13 protein-coding genes and 10 pseudogenes are annotated in these 20,218 nt (G+C 60.1%); 7 read left to right on the top strand and 16 right to left on the bottom strand.

The features are described from left to right. Positions 1-215: 215 nt before the first annotated feature. Both IVB32_RS03840 and IVB32_RS03835 read right to left on the bottom strand, forming a co-directional pair. Positions 216-809, bottom strand: coding sequence for an aspartate/glutamate racemase family protein (locus IVB32_RS03840; RefSeq protein ID WP_247409873.1), 594 nt, complete (start codon positions 807-809; stop codon positions 216-218). Positions 810-1,375: 566 nt separating this feature from the next. Next, a pseudogene (locus IVB32_RS03835) lies at positions 1,376-1,556 on the bottom strand (transposase); the annotation flags it as partial. A 660-nt stretch (positions 1,557-2,216) separates the two neighbouring features. Here IVB32_RS03835 and IVB32_RS03830 point away from each other — a divergent pair. Continuing rightward, positions 2,217-2,399, top strand: coding sequence for a hypothetical protein (locus IVB32_RS03830; protein WP_247409871.1), 183 nt, complete (start codon positions 2,217-2,219; stop codon positions 2,397-2,399). Positions 2,400-3,000: 601 nt separating this feature from the next. Further along, positions 3,001-3,591: pseudogene (locus tag IVB32_RS42970) on the top strand (reverse transcriptase domain-containing protein); the annotation flags it as partial. Positions 3,592-3,622: 31 nt separating this feature from the next. On the opposite strand, the pseudogene IVB32_RS03820 reads toward IVB32_RS42970, so the two are convergent. Next, a pseudogene (locus IVB32_RS03820) lies at positions 3,623-4,565 on the bottom strand (IS630 family transposase); the annotation flags it as partial. Between the two features lie 6 nt (positions 4,566-4,571). Next, positions 4,572-5,341: pseudogene (locus IVB32_RS03815) on the bottom strand (IS701 family transposase); the annotation flags it as partial. A gap of 49 nt (positions 5,342-5,390) precedes the next feature. On the opposite strand from IVB32_RS03815, the gene IVB32_RS03810 reads away from it, so the two are divergent. The 3 genes and pseudogenes from IVB32_RS03810 to IVB32_RS03800 form a co-directional block, all read left to right on the top strand. After that, a complete protein-coding gene (locus tag IVB32_RS03810) occupies positions 5,391-5,822 on the top strand; it encodes a transposase (protein WP_247409868.1) in 432 nt (143 codons plus the stop codon). Continuing rightward, on the top strand, positions 5,819-6,175 hold the full coding sequence (gene tnpB / locus IVB32_RS03805; protein WP_026233531.1) for an IS66 family insertion sequence element accessory protein TnpB: 357 nt from the start codon (positions 5,819-5,821) through the stop codon (positions 6,173-6,175). The genes IVB32_RS03810 and tnpB overlap by 4 nt, the downstream gene beginning before the upstream one ends. A gap of 121 nt (positions 6,176-6,296) precedes the next feature. Next, positions 6,297-7,748, top strand: a pseudogene (locus tag IVB32_RS03800) (IS66 family transposase); the annotation flags it as partial. Positions 7,749-8,372: 624 nt separating this feature from the next. Here the strand turns inward: IVB32_RS03800 and IVB32_RS03795 are convergent. From IVB32_RS03795 to IVB32_RS03745, 11 genes and pseudogenes are all read right to left on the bottom strand, one after another. Further along, entirely contained in the window at positions 8,373-9,152 is a 780-nt protein-coding gene (locus IVB32_RS03795; protein ID WP_247409867.1) for an SDR family NAD(P)-dependent oxidoreductase, read from the bottom strand. Between the two features lie 1,348 nt (positions 9,153-10,500). Continuing rightward, complete coding sequence (locus tag IVB32_RS03790) at positions 10,501-11,388, bottom strand: 3-keto-5-aminohexanoate cleavage protein (protein ID WP_247409866.1); 888 nt, start codon at positions 11,386-11,388, stop codon at positions 10,501-10,503. A gap of 136 nt (positions 11,389-11,524) precedes the next feature. After that, positions 11,525-11,696: pseudogene (locus IVB32_RS03785) on the bottom strand (oxidoreductase); the annotation flags it as partial. A gap of 167 nt (positions 11,697-11,863) precedes the next feature. Beyond that, positions 11,864-13,519, bottom strand: a complete 1,656-nt coding sequence (locus tag IVB32_RS03780; protein ID WP_247409865.1) for a class I adenylate-forming enzyme family protein — start codon at positions 13,517-13,519, stop codon at positions 11,864-11,866. Between the two features lie 1,009 nt (positions 13,520-14,528). Further along, positions 14,529-14,711 (bottom strand): hypothetical protein, encoded by a 183-nt coding sequence (locus IVB32_RS03775; protein WP_247409864.1) that lies wholly within the window; start codon positions 14,709-14,711, stop codon positions 14,529-14,531. 275 nt (positions 14,712-14,986) lie between these two features. Further along, positions 14,987-15,248 (bottom strand): annotated as a pseudogene (locus tag IVB32_RS42910) (ATP-binding protein); the annotation flags it as partial. A gap of 204 nt (positions 15,249-15,452) precedes the next feature. Beyond that, positions 15,453-15,957, bottom strand: a pseudogene (locus tag IVB32_RS03765) (transposase); the annotation flags it as partial. A 161-nt stretch (positions 15,958-16,118) separates the two neighbouring features. Next, the gene (locus IVB32_RS42965) at positions 16,119-16,247 is read right to left on the bottom strand and encodes a hypothetical protein (protein ID WP_247409874.1); all 129 of its coding nucleotides are present in this window, start codon (positions 16,245-16,247) and stop codon (positions 16,119-16,121) included. Continuing rightward, complete coding sequence (locus IVB32_RS42960) at positions 16,198-16,503, bottom strand: ATP-binding protein (protein WP_247409875.1); 306 nt, start codon at positions 16,501-16,503, stop codon at positions 16,198-16,200. The genes IVB32_RS42965 and IVB32_RS42960 overlap by 50 nt, the downstream gene beginning before the upstream one ends. 304 nt (positions 16,504-16,807) lie before the next feature. Further along, entirely contained in the window at positions 16,808-16,996 is a 189-nt protein-coding gene (locus tag IVB32_RS03750; protein WP_247409863.1) for a hypothetical protein, read from the bottom strand. 206 nt (positions 16,997-17,202) lie between these two features. Beyond that, a complete protein-coding gene (locus IVB32_RS03745) occupies positions 17,203-18,327 on the bottom strand; it encodes an IS701 family transposase (protein ID WP_247409862.1) in 1,125 nt (374 codons plus the stop codon). A 246-nt stretch (positions 18,328-18,573) separates the two neighbouring features. Here IVB32_RS03745 and IVB32_RS03740 point away from each other — a divergent pair. Continuing rightward, positions 18,574-18,802: pseudogene (locus tag IVB32_RS03740) on the top strand (IS5/IS1182 family transposase); the annotation flags it as partial. A gap of 44 nt (positions 18,803-18,846) precedes the next feature. Beyond that, on the top strand, positions 18,847-18,975 hold the full coding sequence (locus IVB32_RS42735; protein ID WP_256466555.1) for a hypothetical protein: 129 nt from the start codon (positions 18,847-18,849) through the stop codon (positions 18,973-18,975). 326 nt (positions 18,976-19,301) lie between these two features. On the opposite strand, the pseudogene IVB32_RS03735 reads toward IVB32_RS42735, so the two are convergent. Further along, positions 19,302-20,057, bottom strand: a pseudogene (locus tag IVB32_RS03735) (IS5 family transposase). Positions 20,058-20,218 lie beyond the last annotated feature (161 nt).

The following is a 20,218-nucleotide window of genomic DNA, read 5'->3' as shown; positions in this document are numbered from 1 at the left end:
TATCGTTCATCAGGCCCGCTCCCCATGATTGAGGCTCGGCGCCGGACCATCCGGCGCAACCCTCGATAGGAGCTTGCAGGGCGGGCCGCCCGTCACCTCAGACGGCGAACATCGGGTCTAGCGGCTTTGTCGCTCACAAGCTTCACCGGCACCCCGCCAAGGGTACGGCATCCACGGGACCACTATCGCCAACCCAGCGGCCGGGCTTGAGTCGCCTAGACGAGGCCGTTGAAGGGTCTACGTGTTATCCCTTCGATGAAGAACTCGACCATAGAGGTGTGGTCGAAAACCGGAATGCCGATCGCCTGCTGAACGGCTGCTGCGTAAGGCGGCAGCTCGGAGCACGTGAGTAGCAGCATCCCGATGTCAGGCCGATCGTTTAGTAGAGCCATGGCGGCATCGACAGTTTCGGCCTCGACAGCGCTAACATCCAGGTCGCCGCAAGGGTTAAGAAAAGCGGCAGCGAACGCGGGAGCATTTTCGAGTCCAGCGACGACCACACGCTTGGAGTTGGCCGGCAACCCGGCTGCTTCAAACAAGTCCGGAGTCAGGGAAGACGCGGTCGATGTAATGATGCCGAGCACCTTCTCGCGCGGAACCATCCGTTCGAGGAACGGAGCGAGCAGTAGACTAGATAGGAGTACGGGCACGTCGACTGCAGCGCGGAGCGCTTCTTGGTATCGGATCATGTATCCACAGTTAGAGGTGATCAGTCGCGCCCCCTCGCGTACGAGTTCAGTTGCGGCGTGCGTTACGGCCGAGGTCATTTCTCCGGCATTGTGAAGGTCAGGCACCGTCTTGTAGCGCACAGGGACACTCCACGTGCTGGCGTTTCCGACACTTCCTGGTATGTAAGGCCGGATGCTGGAGGAGCGGACGCGCTCGAGCTGCAAGATGCCGACGGGCGCACCGTAGAATGACTGCTCGGGCTTAAGCGCGGCGAACCGCTGCTTATTTTCGTCGTGCACTCGAAGAAGGCGTGAGGCGTGCAACGGATTAACTAGGCTTGTCACTTGTTCTACCATGTCATATCGCGATAACTTGCGTGATGCCCTACGTCGATTTGATAATGATCGTACATCATTAAGCATCTAGGCACTACCTACCAAGGTGGGGAATACCATATCATTATTTGAGGCAATATCGCTACCTATCGTATTCAAAAGCGGTGTTTATTGGCGGGATTCCACGCGCGACGAAAAGCTGTGCAATAACGTCGGCGGCTGGATCCTCTACCGGAGCAGGATCCGGCAGGGTGTGGTGAGTGCGCATACCGCCGCGCCGAGGAGTTTTCAGGTCGCTTGCTAAGATTCTGCCCCGTGGGTGTAAGTGAGGGCAGGTCACCGCCAATCACGGCGGGCCGATCGATGATTTGATCATCGCTAAACGGCTCGATGGTTTCCAGTGCCATGTAGCGGGCGCGCTGGACGGCCCAGTCATCGTTTTGCTCGAGCAGCATAGCGTCGACCAGGCGAGATGGCGTCCTCATTGGGGAAGATGCCAACCACCTCAGTCCGCCGCCTGATCTCGCCTTTGAGGCGCTCGATCGGATTGGTACCCCGTATGAGATTTCTTGGTGCCGATGTTCCGCTGCGATTGTTGAGATCGTAGCGTATGGTGTGACCATCGGGACTGATGCACCGGGAGCGCGAAGGTGCGGGCAGGCCGATGCATACGATGAGCCACGAGCTCGAGTTAGTAGCTGGCCGCCTCTGCGATGGTCGGTTGCGCTGAGAGCGCGAAACCGTGGTGGTCGTTGCTCCCGCAGCTCCCGTCATGTGTGTGGCAGGAGGTGCGAATGCGACGGGTGATCGGCATTGACGTCCGCCGAACTGGCGGGGAGGCGGTGTTTTTGGAGGACGGCAGGCTCCAACAAGCGGGCCCTATTGATATGATGCGGACTGAAGCCACAGGCAACCCGGCGTCCGTACGATCAGCTTGAGCCGTTCGATTCTGGGCGGCCGCCGGTCCATTCACTCTTCGCCGCGACAGCAATTCCCGCTGCGCGCAAAGATCATCGCGTGCGCAGCGGCAAGTTCGGCTGGAGGCGAATCGGAGGGCGTCGGTTCAAGGGCTGATGCAGCAGGAACTCGTTGACCAGCACCCATCGCTAGCAGGCTCGGTCCTGCAAAGCCTCGCGGGTCGGATGCGAGGGCATTGTCGCCTCGGTAATCGCCTCGCAGTCTAGGCAAGAGAACGTTTCCCGGACATGCTCGATGATCTTCCAGCGCCGCGGCTCGCATTCCATTATCTTCGATTACCACTTTGGCAAGCTTGTGAAGCCGCTCACTGCCACGTTTACCACAGGCGCAACCCGCGGGTTCGACGATACGTTCGACCGGCGGGTTATCTGGCAGGGGACGCCGAGGCGGTGGCGGATTTTATGCGCTTCTGCTTAGCGGCTTCCGATGCCGCAATCTCGGCCTTGGTTTTCTGCTCGGCCTGCGTCTCTTCAAGATCCTCGATAGCCAGCTCATGCTGCTCGCCAAGGCACGGAGCGAGCTGTTCGGGCAATCTTCGGAACGCGGCAGACTGCTGGTCGAGCAGCTCGACCCCAATTATTGAGGCCTTCCGGACCCATGTCATGAGCTCGGAACGCATCCATGCCGACGACAGTGTGCTGCAGAGGCACACAGAAAGGATAATCGAAATGATCTGAAACTCTGTGCGCACAAGCTGTGGCACCGATGCGGGAAGGCCCCTCGGGATCGAGTTTCAGGAGTAGGTGTCAAATCACTTCAAGCGGCTTCGCTTAAGAGGCGCGGTCGTGAGCGTTGAAGCTAACGGTCGGGGATACCCGAACGGATAGGCGTCCGAGAGACGAATGAAAATGAACCCGCCGATGAACCGTCAGTCGCTCCGATGGAAAAGGAGAAGTACAAGCCGAGAAGACCGTGAGACGAGAGTACCGACGCGGTGCACTAGGACGGACCGATCCGTAGTGGCGACGAAGGCTCGTAATGGGGTCGGAGCGAAGGGATCGGATCAGGTGGGCTGGCCATCGTCGCAACTAGCGACAGGAGGACGTCGACGAACCAGCCGAGCAAGCCGTTCAACATCGACGAGAGGGAGGTGTACGAAGCTACCTGCAGATGCGACCCAATGGTGGCGCAGCCGGCGTCGATGGGGTGACGATCGAGCAGTTCGAGTCTGACTTGAAGGGAAATCCCTACAAGATTTGGAACTGAATGAGCTCAGGTGCTTACTTCCCGCCGCCGGTTCGCGCCGTCTCCATTCCAAAGAAGAATGGAGGCCAGCGGATCCTCGGGGTCCCCACCGTGGCAGACCGCGTGGCACAAACGGTTACCAAACAACCGATTGAGCCGGCTCTCGACGCAATCTCTTCTGACGGATTCCTATGGCCACAGACCCGGCAAATTGGCTCTCGATGCCGTAGGCGTCACGCGACAGCGGTGCTGGAAGTATGATTTGGTTCTAGAGTTCGACATCAAAGGATTGTTCGACAATATTGACCACGAGCTCTTGCTGCGGGCTGTCCGGAAACATGTGACGTGCGCATGGGCGCTGCTCTACATCGACCGATGGCTGACAGCGCCGATGGTGCAAGAGAATGCAAAGATAATCGAGCGAAGCCGCGATTCAAGATGAGTAGTGTTCTGACTCATTCATTTGCATCCCGCTTTTGCGATGGCGAGCGCTTTTTTGCTCGGCGGTGCTTTGGGATGATGGATTTGGCGCTGGCGGTCCACTTGAAGGGCTTTGGGTTTTGGTTTCGATGCTCGATCCACTCGTCAATCGCGGTCTTGAGTTCGGTGACGTCGTTGAAGGTTCCTCGCCGGATGCGCTGGCGAGTGATTTCGGCGAACAGCCGCTCGACGAGGTTGAGCCAGGAGCAGGATGTCGGCGTTTGTGTCGCGCCAACCAGCGCTTCACGGCCGGCGTCTTGTGGGTGGCGTAACTGTCGAGGATCAGATGCAGATCGAGATGTGCGGGCGTCTCGCGGTCGATTGTTTTCAGAAACGGCAGGAACTCGTCTGCCGATGGCGTGCCAGACATTCGCCCATGACGGTACCGGCCATCACATCGAGCGCGGCGAAGAGTGTTGTGGTGCCGTTGCGCTTGGAATCATGGGTCATCGTGCCGGCACGGCCCTTTTTCAAGGGCAAACCCGGCTGCGTGTGGTCGAGTGCCTGGATTTGGCTCTTTTCATCGACGGAAAGCACCAGCGCCTTATCCGGCGGATCGACGTAAAGGCCGACGATGTCCTCGACCTTCGCGACGAAGCCGGGATCGTTGGAGATCTTGAAGCTGCGCACGAGATGCTGCTTGAGGCCGTGTTCGGCCCAGATGCGCTGCACGCTCCTGTGGCTGATGCCCATTTCTTCCGCCATCGATCGCACGCTCCAGTGCGTGGCATTGGCGGGACGCTCCTTCACGGTCTTCTCGACGACCTTGAGCTTCATGGCTGCGCTGAGCGGCTTTCGGCCAGGCGGCTTGGAGGGGCCTTTGACCAGACCATCGATGCCGGCATCCTCAAAATAGTCCTGCCAGCGCCAGACGGTGGTCTTCGAAACCCCGACCTTACGCATAATCGCCACGACGCCATGCGGACCTTTGCTGCCGTCGCCGGATGACAGGCGGCGCCAGGGCCTGCTTGGGAAGACTTTGCGCGATTGCAGCGGCGGTGCCGGCGATCGGCTGCTCCTTGTCTCAGGAATAGAACACGTGATTGGACGCAACGCCGAGAACGTAGCCTTTGCACGTATGCCGCAGCAGAGTCGTTCTCTCCCGGCCATATACGCTGACTGCCGCAACGCAAGCGATCATTCGACGCGCGATTTAAGCTTGGTCGCAAAGCCCACATCGCGCAGCACATGCACTGTCTTCAAGCGAACGCGATCGTCCGTCCATTCCGTTGGCAGGTCGAGCGCAGGGCCGATGAGCGCATGACCATGCCGCGACACATAGCAAGCGAATACGCCAATCTGGCAATTGGTAATCTTGCCTGCCGAGCCGTGTACTGACGTACCACCCCGCACGACGCCTTGCCCTGCTTCAAGAAGCCGGTCTCATCGATCACCAGAACCGCGTGTTCATCGCAAAATGTCTCCAGCGCGCGCTCTCGTGCGATGTCGCGTAGCGCGTCTGCATCCCATCGTCTCCTGCCAAGGATCGCCCGCTGGCGCCATGAGGCTTGATCGCCGGCCGCCGCCGCTCTCATCCAACCCGTCTTGCGCGGCTCGTTGCCCAACAGTCCATCGATAAACTGTCCAGCCGAGATCGCGACCCGATCCTGCGCAAACAGCGGACGAATCCGTTGCTTGGCCTCTCTCAAACAAAGAAGCGTAAGCGTCGTTCCGCTCCCACCTTCTCGCGGCACATGGGATAGGCGAGTTTCACGATCTCTTTGAAGGGATCGGCTTGTGTCTATGCTTGACCATACGCTTAAATCGGACGTGACGGCGCGCCGGCTGGAAGTGATCACGGAGACGGGACGCCGTCGTTGGTTCTCCAAGGACGACAAGGCCCGGATTGTCGAGGAGACGCTGGTCTCGGGCGCCGTCGTTTCCGAGATTGCCCCGCGACACGGGCTGACCCCACAACAAGTGTTCACCTGGCGCCGGCAAGCACGCCGGTTGCCGACGCCGATGGCTGACGATCCACCGTTTGTACCGGCGGTGGTAGACGCCTTGGTACCGGCCGTGGCTGTTGGCCATGAGCGCAAGACAGCGCGACGCAAGGCCAAGCCGGATATCGGGGGCATCGAGATCGAAGCCGAGGGCGTCACTATCCGGGTCGGCCGAGGCGCGGATGTGGCGATGATTGCGGCCATCGTCCATGCGCTGAAGGCAAGCCGGTGATCGGCCCGTCCGGAACTGTCCGGGTGATGGTGGCAACCAAGCCGGTCGACTTCCGCAAGGGAATGGAGGGGCTTGCCATATTGGTACGCGAGCACATGCAGGCTGACCCGTTCTCGGGTGCTGTTTATGTGTTCCGTGCCAAGCGCGCCGACCGGATCAAGCTGATCTTCTGGGATGGTACGGGTTTGTGCCTGTTCGCCAAGCGGCTCGAAGACGGCGTCTTCCGCTGGCCGAAGATCGAGGATGGCGTGATGCGTTTGTCGGCGGCGGAATTGTCGGCGCTGCTCGAAGGGCTCGATTGGCGGCGTGTCCACGCGGCACGGGAGACGGTCGTGCCGACGCAAGTCGGATAATGTGAGCCGTGCTGCGGCGAAGTGAATCAGGGGCATCGAGCACGTCGTCAAGCGGGCGCGAATATGCTCTGATTTACCTGTGAGCGATAACCTTCCTGATGATCCCGAGACGCTCAAGGCGATGCTGCTGGCAGCGCTTCACGAGAGCGAGCGGCTGCGTCAGATTATCAATGAGCTGCAACGCCACCGCTTTGGCCGGAAGGCAGAGTCGTTTCCCGAGGAGCAGATGCTGCTGGGCCTCGATGACGTCCAACAGGTCGCAGCCTTTGCCGAGGCTGGTCAGGACGAGACAGCCCCGGAAGGCCGGGCGGAGCGCGCACGCAAGCGCCGCGTCAATCGCGGAGCACTGCCGGCCCACCTGCCGCGGATCGAGGTCGTCGTCGACCTCGACGACAAGACCTGCCCCTGCTGCCAGGGCGAACTGCATCGGATCGGTGAAGACAGGAGCGAGCGGCTGGACATGGTGCCGGCGCAGTTCCGCGTTGTCGTCACCCGGCGTCCTAAATACGCCTGCCGAGCCTGCGAAGATGGCGTCACGCAGGCCGAGGCTCCGGCCCGGCTGATCGAGGGTGGCCTGCCGACGGAGGCAACCGTCGCCCAGGTTCTGGTGTCCAAATATGCCGATCATCTGCCGCTGTACCGGCAGGCCCAGATCTATGCCCGCCAAGGCATCGCTCTCGATCGATCGACGCTGGCGGGCTGGGTTGGGCATGCCGCCTTCCATCTGCGCCCGCTGCATGAGCGCCTTCTCGCTCTGCTTCGCGCGAGATCCAAGCTGTTCGCCGACGAGACGACGGTGCCGGTGCTCGATCCGGGTCGAGGGCGCACCAAGACCGGCCAGCTCTGGGCCTATGCAGCCGACGACAGGCCCTGGGGCGGCCTCGATCCGCCCGGCATTGCCTATGTCTATGCACCCGACCGCAAAGCCGAGCGGCTGTTCAGCCATCTCGCCGGCTTCAAGGGCGTCTTGCAGGTCGATGGCTACAACGCCTATCCAAAGCTTGCCGAACGCGGCGGAGTCGAGCTCGCCTTCTGCTGGGTGCACATGCGGCGCAACTTCTACGAACTCGCGACAGCCGGCCCCGCTCCAATCGCAAGCGAGGCGCTCAACCACATCGCCGCATTCTATGCGATCGAGAAGGAGATTCGCGGCCGCAGCGCGGAGGAGCGTCGCCTCGTGCGGCAGCAGAAGAGCCGACCACTGGCCGATGCCTTTGAGGTATGGCTGCGCGCCAAGCTGGCTCTCATTAGCCAGAAGATCAAGCTCGCCGAGGCCATCCGCTATGCTCTCTCGCGCTGGCAAGGACTGACGCGCTTCATTGACGATGGCCGGATCGAACTCGATAACAACACCATCGAGCGATCAATCCGCGGTATCAAACTTTGCCGCAAGAATGCACTATTTGCAGGATCCGACGGCGGCGCCGAGCATTGGGCGGTCATCGCTTCCTTGGTCGAGACCTGCAAGATCAACGACGTCGATCCGCTCGCCTACCTCACCGACGTCCTGACCAGAATCGTCAACGGACATCCAAACCGCGAAATCGACCTCCTACTGCCCTGGGCCTACCGCGCCCTACAGCGTCCGAGAAGACGGTGTGTCCAGGCGTTCACTCACTTTGGCATCGAAACCCTGATCGAGCTCGTCAGGCTCTACAACGAAGACCCGAGCCACTCACGCGGTGGCAAGGGGAACAATCCAACCAGCCTGGGGCCTACACCGGATGCGATGGCTACACGCAAAGAACGCGTCGATGAAAAGAGCTATCGGCAAATAGGCTAGGCGCTCGGGACCGAATGCCATCGCTTCTGTAAAGGGACTACGTTCATATTCTCGCCCTCATATGGGCGGAGCGAATTTTACACTGGGTTAAGTCAAAGAAGGCAAGGTCGTTGGGATGTAACCGATGACGGGCCTTAGCGCCACAAGTTCACTTGTTCGACCCCGGGCATCCTCGGCCATGGCCATTAACTTCAAGCGGCCGGCAACCGCTTTTCTTCGCTTGTGCCACATCTTCTCTCACTTGACCCGGTTCGCACGGGGCCGATTGCTGTATAGAGCAGATATTTGGAGTCTCTTCTTCAGCCTGGCAACGCTGCCGCCGGCCTTGAGCACCTTGGCGACAGCAGCGTTGCTCGGGGCGATCTCAAGCGACACAAGCACAGCCATCGATCACACGGATGTAGCGGCTGTTGGTTATCGTGCACTTGCACCAAGATCGATGGTGATGCACTCGCCGTTGATGCCGGAAGCGCAAGGGCTAGCAAGAAAACCAATGACCGCTGCGACCTCCCGAACATCGACGAAGCGCTTGGTTAGCTGCGCCGTGCGGAAACATGCGACGATCTCATCGGTGCTCACACCCGTGGCTGCCGCCTGAACCATCAGCTGATCACGCATCATTTTGGTGTCCATCCAACCCGGCGCGACTGCGTTGACAGTCAGGCCATGCGGAGCGCCCTCCAATGCGGCCACGCGGACTAGACCAAGAATACCATGCTTTGCAGTGACATATGCAGCTTTCCCCGGCGCCCCAGCGAAGCTCGCAGTCGATGCCGTGACCACAACCCGGCCGCCGGGAAGCTTCGTCAAAGCTGACCACGCCGCCTTCATCGCAAAGAATGGCCCGTCCAGCATCACGCCTCGAAGACGTTCCCATTCGGCGTCCGGAAACTGATTGATCGGCGCGACGAACTGACTCCCAGCATTCAAGACAAGGATATCGAGACGTCCGGCGGACGCGAGGACATGAGTGATCATTTCCCGATTCCCGCTCGCGGTGGCAAGGTCGGCATGGAAGACACCCTCGCTCGCAATGCCCACACCATGCACGTCCGCTCCGCGTTCACGCAGTTCGGCCACGATGGCTTTTCCAAGTCCACCCGCCGCTCCAGTCACCAGGGCAACTCGCCCCTCAAGTGACCATCGGCATGCGTGGGACTGCTGTCCGTGACCTCTGGATCCGATCTTGACCATTCCGTTTCCTTTCTCAATTGCCAAACAAGCGGCGAAACAGTTTTCTACTCGCCGGTGGCCAGTGGTCGCTCGTCACCCAAGCCCGTGACCACGTAAAAGAGATGTGCGCGTTTTTCGTAGGCGAGGCCTGAGCACCTGGATATGGCGGCGGTACACTTTTTAGAACATGGGTCAGGTGCGCGCCCGCCGTAAAGCCACTGCCGTGGTGATCGCTGTCGACGTAGGGGTCAACGTGGCGCAGCTCATGCTCCGAGCACACGAGCATCTCGCCGAGTAACCATGGGAGCGCCGGGCACAGCGCGCAGGAGCAGCGGACGCGTCGTCGATCTCTCGGCCACATTGTCGTGCTCCAGCCACAGCATCTCGCGCGAGATCGGTTCCGGCAGCCGGTTCGTATAAAGCCGTCCACTTCTTTACTCACCGCAAGCAAGTAGATCCCCAGTGCCGGAAGCTCCCCGCGGCGGCCGTTGTGGCAGCCTTTCAGGCGCGACGTTAGAACTCTGAGGCGGAGCATTAGCCTTGATCTAACTGAGAGGACCTTCGCTTTAAGGCCTTCGCACACCTGATGCAGGCTTATCACCCGCCCGCCATCCGCCGGAGAATTTCCACGGCCGCACGATCCCCGGCGTTGGTCGCCAGCTGCCCGCGAGCGAGCGTACAGGTTGTCTTCCAATCCCACCCGTACGTCCGCGCCCGCCAACCCGACGCTCGCTGCATACAGAAGCTGCATCGGTCCGATCGACAAGGCTGAGTAGACGGCGCGCGGCGGCAACACGTGCACCATTGACATCAGATTCGTCAGATTATCCGGCGCGCCGTACCCCACTTCCATGCATAGCTGTATCAACGGTGGATTGTTAATCAGCCCCACTTTGACAAGATCGTTCACCGAGTTCAATGACCAGTATCGAATAAGTTGAGATTAGGATGCACTTGGGGCTCTCGCACGCGCCTCGCCGTCGAGCGCAGCATCCCGGTGCTGTTGACCATGATGTACTCGCCGATGGCCCCGCTGTTCACCCATCCACAATCCAGCGTGCAGATCTCGGGGCGCAACTTCGCGGTTTCCAAAGTCGCTTGAGCGCGCCGGCCACGTACGTCTCCAACCGGTCCGGCACCAGGAGCTAGTCGCGCCCGCCCAGCACGAGGTCGACCGCGTTGACGGCCGCCGGGTTGAAGAACGAATTTACGTCCAATTATCGAACACGCTGCACTACTTCCCAACACAGCACCGCCTCCACGAGGCCTGCCGGGTTTTGGTGACGAGCTGCCTTTTTCCTGGATTGACATGACACGCCATTGGCAACAGCAGCCCATTCTCCGATTCCGTCCGAGCCGCCCGCGCGTCTCAGGCATGAGCTTTGAGCGCGAGCTTCTCGCGCACTTCATCCGGGCTCATCGTCCGCACCCCCATCCGCTCGAGAATCTGTACCGATCGCTGCACTAGCTCGGCGTTGGTCGCCAGCCGCCCGCGCGAGAGGTACAGGTTGTCCTCCAACCCCACCCGCACGTTCGCGCCGACCAACGGCGCCAACGCCGCGTAAGGAAGCTGCATCCGCCCAATCGAGAAGGCCGAGTAAATGGCGCGCGGCGGGAGCCGGTGCACCAGCGCCAACAGCGTGGTCGGATCGTCCGGCGCCCCGTAGGGAATGCCCATGCACAGCTGAATCAGCGGCGGGTCATCAACTAGCCGCTCTTTGATCAAATCGTGCACGAAGACCAAGTGACCGGTATCGAACACCTCGAGTTCGGGACGCACCCCGAGCACTTGCACGCGTGCGGCCATCGCACGCAGCATCCCGGAGCTGTTGGTCAAGATGTACTCGCCGTCCGTGCCGTAGTTCATCGTCCCGCAATCCAGCGTGCATATCTCAGGGCGCAACTCCTCCACATGCGCGAGCCGCTCAAGAGCGCCTACCATGTCCGTCCCCGCGACCAGCGGCAGCGGAGAGTCCGGCCCACCGAGTACAAGGTCACCGCCCTGCCCACCAGTCAAGTTGATTACCGGTTTCACGTCCGACGCCCGAATGCGCTGCACCACTGCCCGATACAGCGCCGGATCGCGCGAGCCTCGCCGGGTCTCGGGATCACGCACGTGAATGTGGACCACGGCCGCCCCCGCCCGCGCCGCCTCGATCGCCGAGTCAGCGATCTGCTCCGGGGTTATCGGTACATTCGGGTGCTTGGGCATCCCTCCCCCCGTGATCGCACAGGTAACGAACACCTCAGAAATCATACCTCATCGTCTCCTTTCACTGGAAGCTTGACCTGTTCCAACCAAGTGCCTTGCAGCAAGCTTCGGTGGTGGCCGCTCCGCTCTGGCCCTTGGAATAGTCGAGCACGAGGCGAGCGCCATGGTTCGCAAGGGGGTGCGGCCAGATGGAGTTGACCGCGTACATTCGCTGAGTCCTCAGCCGACAATCCGTCGAGATAGTCGGGCAGCACCTCTTTGGTGGTGCCCACATTGTTGATCAGCGCGTCGAGCTTTCCCCAAGTGGCGGCCGCGGCAACGATCTTTCTGCAATCGTTGTCCACACGCCCCTTGGTTGCAGCCCAAGTGCCGACGCCAAACGTATCACGATCCTATACAATCCTTACTTTCGACATCGTTCCCCTTCTTCACTTTTACAAGCAGCGCGCAGCCGCAGACGTCAAGATCAGCCAGTGAGAGAACAAATTGCGGGAGATCAAACATTTTGTATAAGTCGGCTTCAGCGCCAGCGCATTTTCTCAGTGTCGTAGGCGCCGGCAAGCGGATCGCTCACGGCCATCAGCTCGCGTTTGAGTATCTTATTGGTGGTGGTGGTCCTAGGAAGTGCCGGAGTAAAGGCGATGTACCGCGGCACCTTGAACGCGGCAAGATGCGCACGAGCATGTTCGATTATGCGCTCCAGCGCGAGATTGTCTGGCGTGACGCCTTCCCTCAGTTCGACGTAAATCTTGATCTCCTCACCGCGCTTCGCATCTCGAATGGGCACGGCGGCCACATCCGCAATCTCGGCAAGCTCGCGAATGACCGCTTCGACTTCGGGCGCAGCGATATTCTCGCTCGAGCGGCGGATCATATCCTTAGTGCGTCCCACCAGCCAATGAAAGTCGAGTTCGTCTCGACGCATCAGATCACCGGTCTTGAACCATTCACCTTCGAACAAGGTGGCATTTGCTTCCGGCTTGTTCCAATAGCCTTTAAAGATCCCATGCCCCCTTACCCACAGCTCGCCGACTTCGCCGAGCGGCGTGGGCGAGCCGTCCTTGTTCATCAGCCGCAATGCCCGAAAAGGCGCGCGGATCCCCACCGAGCCCGAGTCGGCCAGTTCATCGAGCTCGTTTATCATTAATGTGCCGAAGCCGATTTCCGTCATCCCGTAAGCATCGTGGGTGCGCACTCGGAACCTCCTACGGAATTGGCGCACCACATCAGGATTATACCCCCAATTCAGGGTCTGCTTTAGGCATGTCACCCCGTCATCATCGGCGGCCTCAGCCTGGCGCGCTATCAATTCGGGAAAGTCGCACCACTCAATGCGGTGCTGCTTTACCCATGAGGTGAAGCGCGTCGAGCTAAGTTGGGGAGCAAGGTAGAGCGTGCCGCCCTGTCGATAGGATCTCAGAAGATGCTGTTGCGGATCGCCATAGAAGAAAGGCTGCGCAGACAGATACCTCTGGTACGGTTGTATGTCTAAGCATGCCGCCTGGTACGAGCTCACGCTCCAGTACTCGTGCGTCAACATGCAGCCCTTCGGAAAGCCCGTTGTCCCCGAAGTATATTGGATGTTCAACAGGTCGTCGGGGCGGATATCTTCGTCTAGCAGAGACTCGTCGACGCCCTTCAGTAATCCCTCGAGGGTGGTAGCTGTCCCGTGGGGTGGCTGTCCAACCAGAATTACTCGCTCCTTGGCGAGATCTTGCGGCCAAGGCTCCATTGCCGAGAACACGGACCACGCGGCCCAGTCGACGACAGCGAACTCAGTCTGAGTATCGCTGAGAACGTATTCGATCTCCCTCGGCGTGTAACGTAAATTGATCGGGACCATCACCGCGCCAAGCTTCGCTAACGCGAACCACAGGATCGGAAAATCGATGCAATTTGGCAGCATTAGGCCAATGCGATCGCGCTTGCGTACCCCGAAGGCGCGCAGCGCACGCGCGTACTTATTAGACAATCGTTCCATCTCCGAGTAGGTCGCGCGCTCGCCGCGCTCAAATACATCGATTGCCAACCTTGAGCCGTGCGTATTTGCCCGCATTGAAACGAGCCGTCCGATAGTGATCGTCTCATATGCGGATTCAAGCGCCTCGATTTTGTGTAACGCTCTGGCGACGCGCTTTTGCAGCTGGGCTTGGGTCAATTTTGTAGAAATCAGCATTGGAATCCTTATTGTTCAGGGGACAAAGACAAGGCTGCTAGTGACGCGATCTTTTCATTTGACAGCTCGCTGAGGTTGCCGATCAGGAGGAGCCAACGCCCGACCTGGCAGATACCGCGACCTGGTCTAGTGTTCGCCATGCGTGAGAGGCCGTCCATTGAGCGTGCCGCCGTCACCCGGACGCCGAACGTGGCAACGCAAAGGCACTTCCTCTTTGGAGAAACTTTCGACCGGCTGATGCAGGCAAGATGCAGTGCACACCTTTATCGCTATGTCACTCCCATGCGATCGATACATCCTATCAAGGGCTGGTGGTGTTCTTTTGGTAGCAGCGTTTGTCATATACTTGAAGCGAGCTTGAGACGTGCAACTGATTGTGACGCCCGCCGGTGCTGCACCTTGTTCTATCGTGGTGCGTCATGCAGCGTGATCTATTGTTGCTACGCCATTAACAAGGATCGAAATACTACCTACTCTGGTGAGGAACACGTACTGGTTATTTTAGACGCTTGGCACTCATCACGAATATGTCCCGAATCCCTTTGCTCAATTCGTTGGCTGCGCCCTTGGCCCGCGTGGAACACGACTGTTAGCGGCGACACCATCTTTCCGGAAGACTCGATAGAGCGCGCCAATTGTGTGACTGATTACGCAGAGCGCGGCGCGCCGCTCGCTCGCGGTCAAGCAGAATATGGCTCAGCGTCACGTTTTCACCAAATCAGTCTCGGGGTAACCGCAAGCCAACCAACCCAACGGCTCAACTTGACGTGCTTCGCCGGCAGCGCCTTAACGCGGAACGGTCGTTGCCGGCACTCCTACATGCGGCGGCCTGTGGACATCAAAGATCGTACAGATCCTGCCCCCTTATCAAGAGGCGCACGCGAGGTTTGGACGACGAATTGCAGCGAGAGGCGCATAGGTCGAAATGAAGACCGTCCCTTTGCTCCTCGAATATTCGCCCCGACAGCCACTTTTATGTCGGCAACCCTCGCCTACCTATCTGCCAACTTCAGGCTCTTTTATCGCCGTTCTTCGATCTTGCGGCGATGCGCAGGACTTTGGTGAGCGCGCCAGACCTGTAACGTCCTTTGTCCGAACCAAGCTCGCGCAAGAGCTTCGATGGCGATATGACTTCGTTCAAGAGGTGATCTTCCTCGCCGGGGTCATCATTCTCATCGCGTTGGGAGGCCATTAGCACTTTCCGTTGGCGAACAAGGCTCGCGGAAAGCAAGCCTGCGGAAAGCCGGTTTCGGCCTTATGCAATAACACTGCTGATCCGTGATGCCCTTAGATGAGGCCGGAATGTCACGGCGACAAAAGCAGATTGCGCGACTGCTCCCTGCGCAATCCAGCTCAAAGCGATTTTCGAGATGGAGTTGGGTGGCAGATTGTAATCTCTGACACGGATAATAAACGCCATCCGGAACTGCTCCGTTGCGTCATGAAGAACTGCCCCCACCCTCACGTTCATGATGTCGGTTGAAGGTTGGCTCCGCCGCTGACGGGATGGAGGGAGGCGAGCCGACCGGATGGCGGTCAGCGGCGGGCGGTTTTATGAGGCCGCTCATTCGCTTGGCGCGGAGCCGCTAGCTGCCGCCGCGGATGGTCAGCACAGGCTCTGGCGCAAGAGCCAGTCGAGGATCGCGGTGGCGGCCACCGGATCGGCGAACACGGTGCCCCGTTCGGCAACGCTGCGGTTCGACGTGATCAGCATAGCGCCGGCTTCGTAGTCGCTCGTGAAAAACTTGCGCGGCGCCGAGCTCAAGCGATGTTTCGGGTGCGACGGTTTCGATGAAGGCTCCGATGATGACACGTATGAGCTCTGCAAGCCATCGCAGGAGCAGGCCGAAGTTATAGCCGGCAGCGGCGAGAACAGCGTTGATCCTGTCGCCGAGGCGTCCCTTGAGATAATTGCGATCCGTGCGGTGCTGATGATTGACTGGTGCATCAGCCGCGCGGCGGTCGGATGGGCAACCGCCTTCGGCTGCACCGTGGTATCGACGACCACCCGTTCCAGGTCCTTTGGACCGATAGCGCCGGTCTTGTGCGCCACCGACAGACTTTCCTGGATCAGCGCGACGAGCTGTTCCTCGCCAACCGCTGGCGCCAGCGTGTCATCGACGATCGATCGAACGGCAGACGGTGGCAGAAGCTCAATTCGTCGCCGAAGTATTGGTAATAGGGATTCTCGATTCAGCGAGCGCACAGCACCTCATCTGACAGGTTGTGCATGTGCTTCAAAATGAACAGGCCAGCGACAAGCCGCGTCGGCAAGCCCGGCTGCCCCGCCCTGCTTGGCACACCGAACTGAAGCGCTCATTCACGATGTTCCAGTCGATTAGCCCCGCCAACCGCACCAGCGGATGACCCATGTCGATGATCTGATCAACAGCCAGAAGCAACAGCTCTTTCTGGCGATCATCCCGCGGATTGCTCATCGCATTCCCCAATGTTGACGACACCGTCAGGGAATCACGAATCGCCCAAAAGCAAAATCCTAAAGCGCAAGAAAGCGAGGTCCAACACCCCGCTTTCGTGCAAAATCGAATGCTATATCGTCCAAGCGCCGCCTCGCCATGCGCCTTGGCGAGGCCGGCGACTAGCGTCGTCGCGGTGGTGAACTGCACATGTAATCGGCCAGGATCGCCTCTCGCCCGAGCGCGATTAACAAGTGCGTCTTACCCGAGGCCGGAAGGGCCGAGCAGCAGCACGTTCTCGCCGTGGCGATCCAGCGTGACGCGGCGAGGTCGCGGATCTGCTTCGGATTGATCGATGGCTGCGCCTCGTTCGAAGCCCGCAAGCTCCTTCACGGTCGGGAAGTGTGCGAGTTCAGCACCATCTCGATGCGGCGATGATCTTCGCTCGATCTTGCGCTCGCACAGCAGGATCAGCGTCTCGCGAGCCGAGAGGTTGGCGCGCGCCGCCTCGTCGAGCAGGTTGTCGAGCTGGTCACGGATACCGGAGAGCTGCAATAGCGCCAGCATGGCCTCGAGCCGATCGATGGTGCGGTAGCCTTCTTTGTGCGCGCCATCAGAAGCTCCCTCAGATCGCTGCTTCGTATCCGGCAAGAGGACGCAATAACGAGGGCAGTGGAGACGACCCCGGCACCGTTGTTGCCGCAATCTCCGATCGGTAGACCCCGCCACCGCGACCGGCAACCCCGTCGAGTGGGCGGAATTGACGATCCGCAGCCGGCGACCCTCGGATTGCTTGTGGACCGCAACCTTGCGCATGCCATGGCGGATGCGCACCTCGCCGGCCGCAACGTCAGCGCCACGCGCTCGTCGATCAGCCGCCACGGCACCGAGTAGCTATCGTGTCGATCTCGAAGGCACAAGTGACCGACGACGCGGGCCGGTTCGCGCGACGATCCAAACGACGGTTGCCCACCGAGCGCTTCAACCGGTGCGCCTCGTCACGCGCAAGGCGAGCGATCGGCGCCTCGCCGGTCGTGCCGTGGATACGCACGTTCAGCACCTCACGCTCCCACCGGGCGAAATGCGCCTCGAATCCCTGCCTAGCATTACAGTTGCTTTTTGATTTGAGGCGTTGAGCGGCAGCCTGGTGAGCTCTGCGCCAGAAGGACCATGCGATGATGTGTGCGGGTTGAATCCGCTTCCGCGCAAGTCTGATAGCAATGCGGCGGATTTCCTGGATTGACCAACGGATCAGTGGTGGGGTGGTTATGTTTTGGCTTTTGCCGGGGGGCGCCGTTTCGTTTTTTTGGGCGGTGGCGGATTAGCGCGATGTCGGATCGCGGCCATCATGGCGAAGGCGAGCATCACCAAGGACACATGACGGTGCCAGCCATGCCAGGATCTGCTCTCGTTGTGATCGAGCCCGAACTCGTTTTTCGCGGTTTCAAAGCTGTCCTCGATCGCCCATCGATGGCCTTCGACCGCGACCAGCGTTTCAATGGCTGTTCCCGCTGGGCACCAGGTGGTGAAGAAGGCGAGGTCATCATCGGCAATTCGACGACGGATCAGTAGACCGCGTGTCAACAAACCATCATTTGCACTGTTGGACTGCTCGGCCTCGAGATCCGCCAATTCGAGATAACACCAATCGTGCAGCCGCGGTCCTTTGGTTCCGGCTCCCGCCGACAGGCGCTTCCAGTCGGATGAGCGCCGCGTCCGGGCGAGGTCTGCAGCCGTACCGGCGACCGGCGGTCGCTTGCCCCAGGATCGAAACACATGAGCGCTGCTGACCCCAAGCACGTAGCCTTTGCCTGCCCGACGTAGTTGCTGTTCGATGTTGCCAACACCGTAGACGGTGTCACCGGCAACCCACTTGAATGGTACAGACGCGGCTATCGCGCGTGCGATCATTCTCGTCGCAAGCTTTGGTTTGATCGCAAAGCCGACATCGGCAGGCACATATGTGGCTTCCAGACGATCTGGGTCGTCGGTCCATTCCTTCGGAAGATACAACGCGCGATCCATGAACGCACGGCCATGACGCGAAACGTAGGCAGCGAAGACGCCGATCTGGCAGTTCGTGATCTTCCCTGCCGACCAGTGTATTGCCGCGCCACTCCGCATGACGCTTTGCCCTGTTTGAGAAAACCGGTCTTCGTCGATCACCAGCACCGCATCGTCATCCGCCAAATGCTCGATGACATAGTCGTGCACGATATCGCGCAGGGCATCAGCGTCCCAGTCTCCACGACCCAGAACCGCCTGCTGCCGCCATGGGCCGGGATCGCCAGCCGCCTCCGCGCGCATCCAACCGGCCTTGCGCTGCTCATCTCCGAGCAGACCTTCCAGGAACAGACCTGCATTCGTCGCAACACGCTCTTGCGTGAACAACGGCGTATCCGTTGCTTGATCTCTCGAAGCGACGCCGCCCACAACGCAAGCGTCTCCTCAACCGACGCGGCCCGCGCCCACGACATTCGCATCATGGTTGCCCATGGATTCAGAAGCCCGCAACAAAACCAACTGTAATGCTGGCTCGCGAAGGAATGCGCCGCGGCCTTCTTCTTCACGGAACCGACGCCATTCTCCGTCTTACTCTTCGTGCGCACCCGATAAGGCGCGTAGGCGCGAGGACGGAAGACTGGAAAGCGGCGCAAGACAGCGATCGACGCGCGTACCACGCGTCACAGCGGTTACCACGTCAGCCAAACGCTGCCGCAAACGAATCGAAGAAATCCTCGGCTTGATCAATAGTTCCGCTGGCTTGGCCAAGGTCAAGCTGCGGGGCCGCGACCGCGTTGTCTTCATCTGGCGCTTGCAGCCTACAATCTGCCGGGTTCCGAAGCTTCTGGCGGCACCGGGATGACCATTCGGGGCAGATGACAGGTCGTCGAGACGCCAGCCTACGACATGGCCTTGGCCGGCGCGTACATCGCGTTTGATGAGGCCGGCGGCGAGGTCGCCTTCGATTGCCTCACTGGCTCCATTCATGCAGCCTGCCACGGCGATACCGTCGAGTTCGGCTGGCAAGGAAACTAAATGGACCCAGCCGAGGGTGACGACTGGGCCGAACCAAAGGATCACGGCTCACTGGAAGGCGAGATCTGCCTCCTCAACGGCGACAACATTCCACTCATCGCGCGCCGTTCAAAGACTTCTTCAACGGCCTGCTCTCATGTTCGCAGTCAAGGGACTCGATCAAGCGGATCCGCTCCCGGCTCAGCGCCCGGGCACTGGACGTCGAAGGTGTCCACGGTAGGAGGCCGGGCCAAAGACGACGGTTGATCAAGCTCTCATGCGCGGGTTGGCTACCGCATGACCGTGGTTTCGTCTTGGGGCTGCCTCGGTCTAGGACCGATCGACATTCATTGCATCCAGATCATGGCTGCGAGATGGATGAAGCCGGTAAAGTTCGCGGTTCGCCTGTCATAACGGGTAGCGAAGCGCCGGAAAGTGTTTGAGCTGGTAGAAGCAGCGCTCGATGCGGTTGCGCTGTTTGTAGGCGTCGGCGTCGTGCGGAATGATGATCCTGCGGGTGCGGTTTGACGGGATCACCGCCGTTGCGCCGATCCCGGCGATGATCGCGCGCAGGGCGTTGCTGTCATAGGCTTTGTCGGCGAGCACTGCATCGCCGCTTTGCCCGTCGAGCAGCGCAGGCGCCTGGGTGATGTCGCCAACCTGTCCGGCCGTGACGATGAAGCGGAGCGGACGGCCGAGCGCATCAGCCAGCATGTGGATCTTGGTGGTCAGTCCGCCTCGGGAGCGCCCCAGCGCCTGATCTTGGGCCCCCCTTTTCCGCTTGCGGCCTGCTGGTGGGCGCGAACAATGGTGCTATCGATCATTAGATACTGGTTGTCGCGATCGGCGGTCAGCGCGGCGAATACCCGCTCCCAGACGCCGGCATGGTACCAGCGGCTGAAGCGCTGGCGCACGGTCTTCCACTTGCCCTACCGCTCCGGCAGGTCGCACCAGTGCGCGCCCGACCGTAACACCCACAAACATCCGTTCACGAACAGACGGTTATCCGCAGCTGACCGTCTCGGGTCGCCAGCCTTGCCCGGCAGTAATGGCGAAATCTTCGCCCATTGCGTCTCGTTCAACTCGTATCGCTTCGCCGCCATCATCCGCTCCGTGTCGAATCACGGAGCTCTATGAATCAGCGATCAAACCGATTGGGAATCCTGAATGTCGATCGGCCCTAGAGGGCGAGCGTCGGCAATGCCGGCTCATAACAGGCCACGAGGATTCCCCACCGAGCCCTGCCTCCTGCCCTGGGCACCAA

It is taken from the genome of Bradyrhizobium sp. 23, assembly GCF_023073295.1.
In the GTDB taxonomy this organism is placed as follows: domain Bacteria; phylum Pseudomonadota; class Alphaproteobacteria; order Rhizobiales; family Xanthobacteraceae; genus Bradyrhizobium; species Bradyrhizobium canariense_D.
Note: the sequence above shows the minus strand (reverse complement) of the source record. Positions and strands in the feature narration are given on the sequence as shown.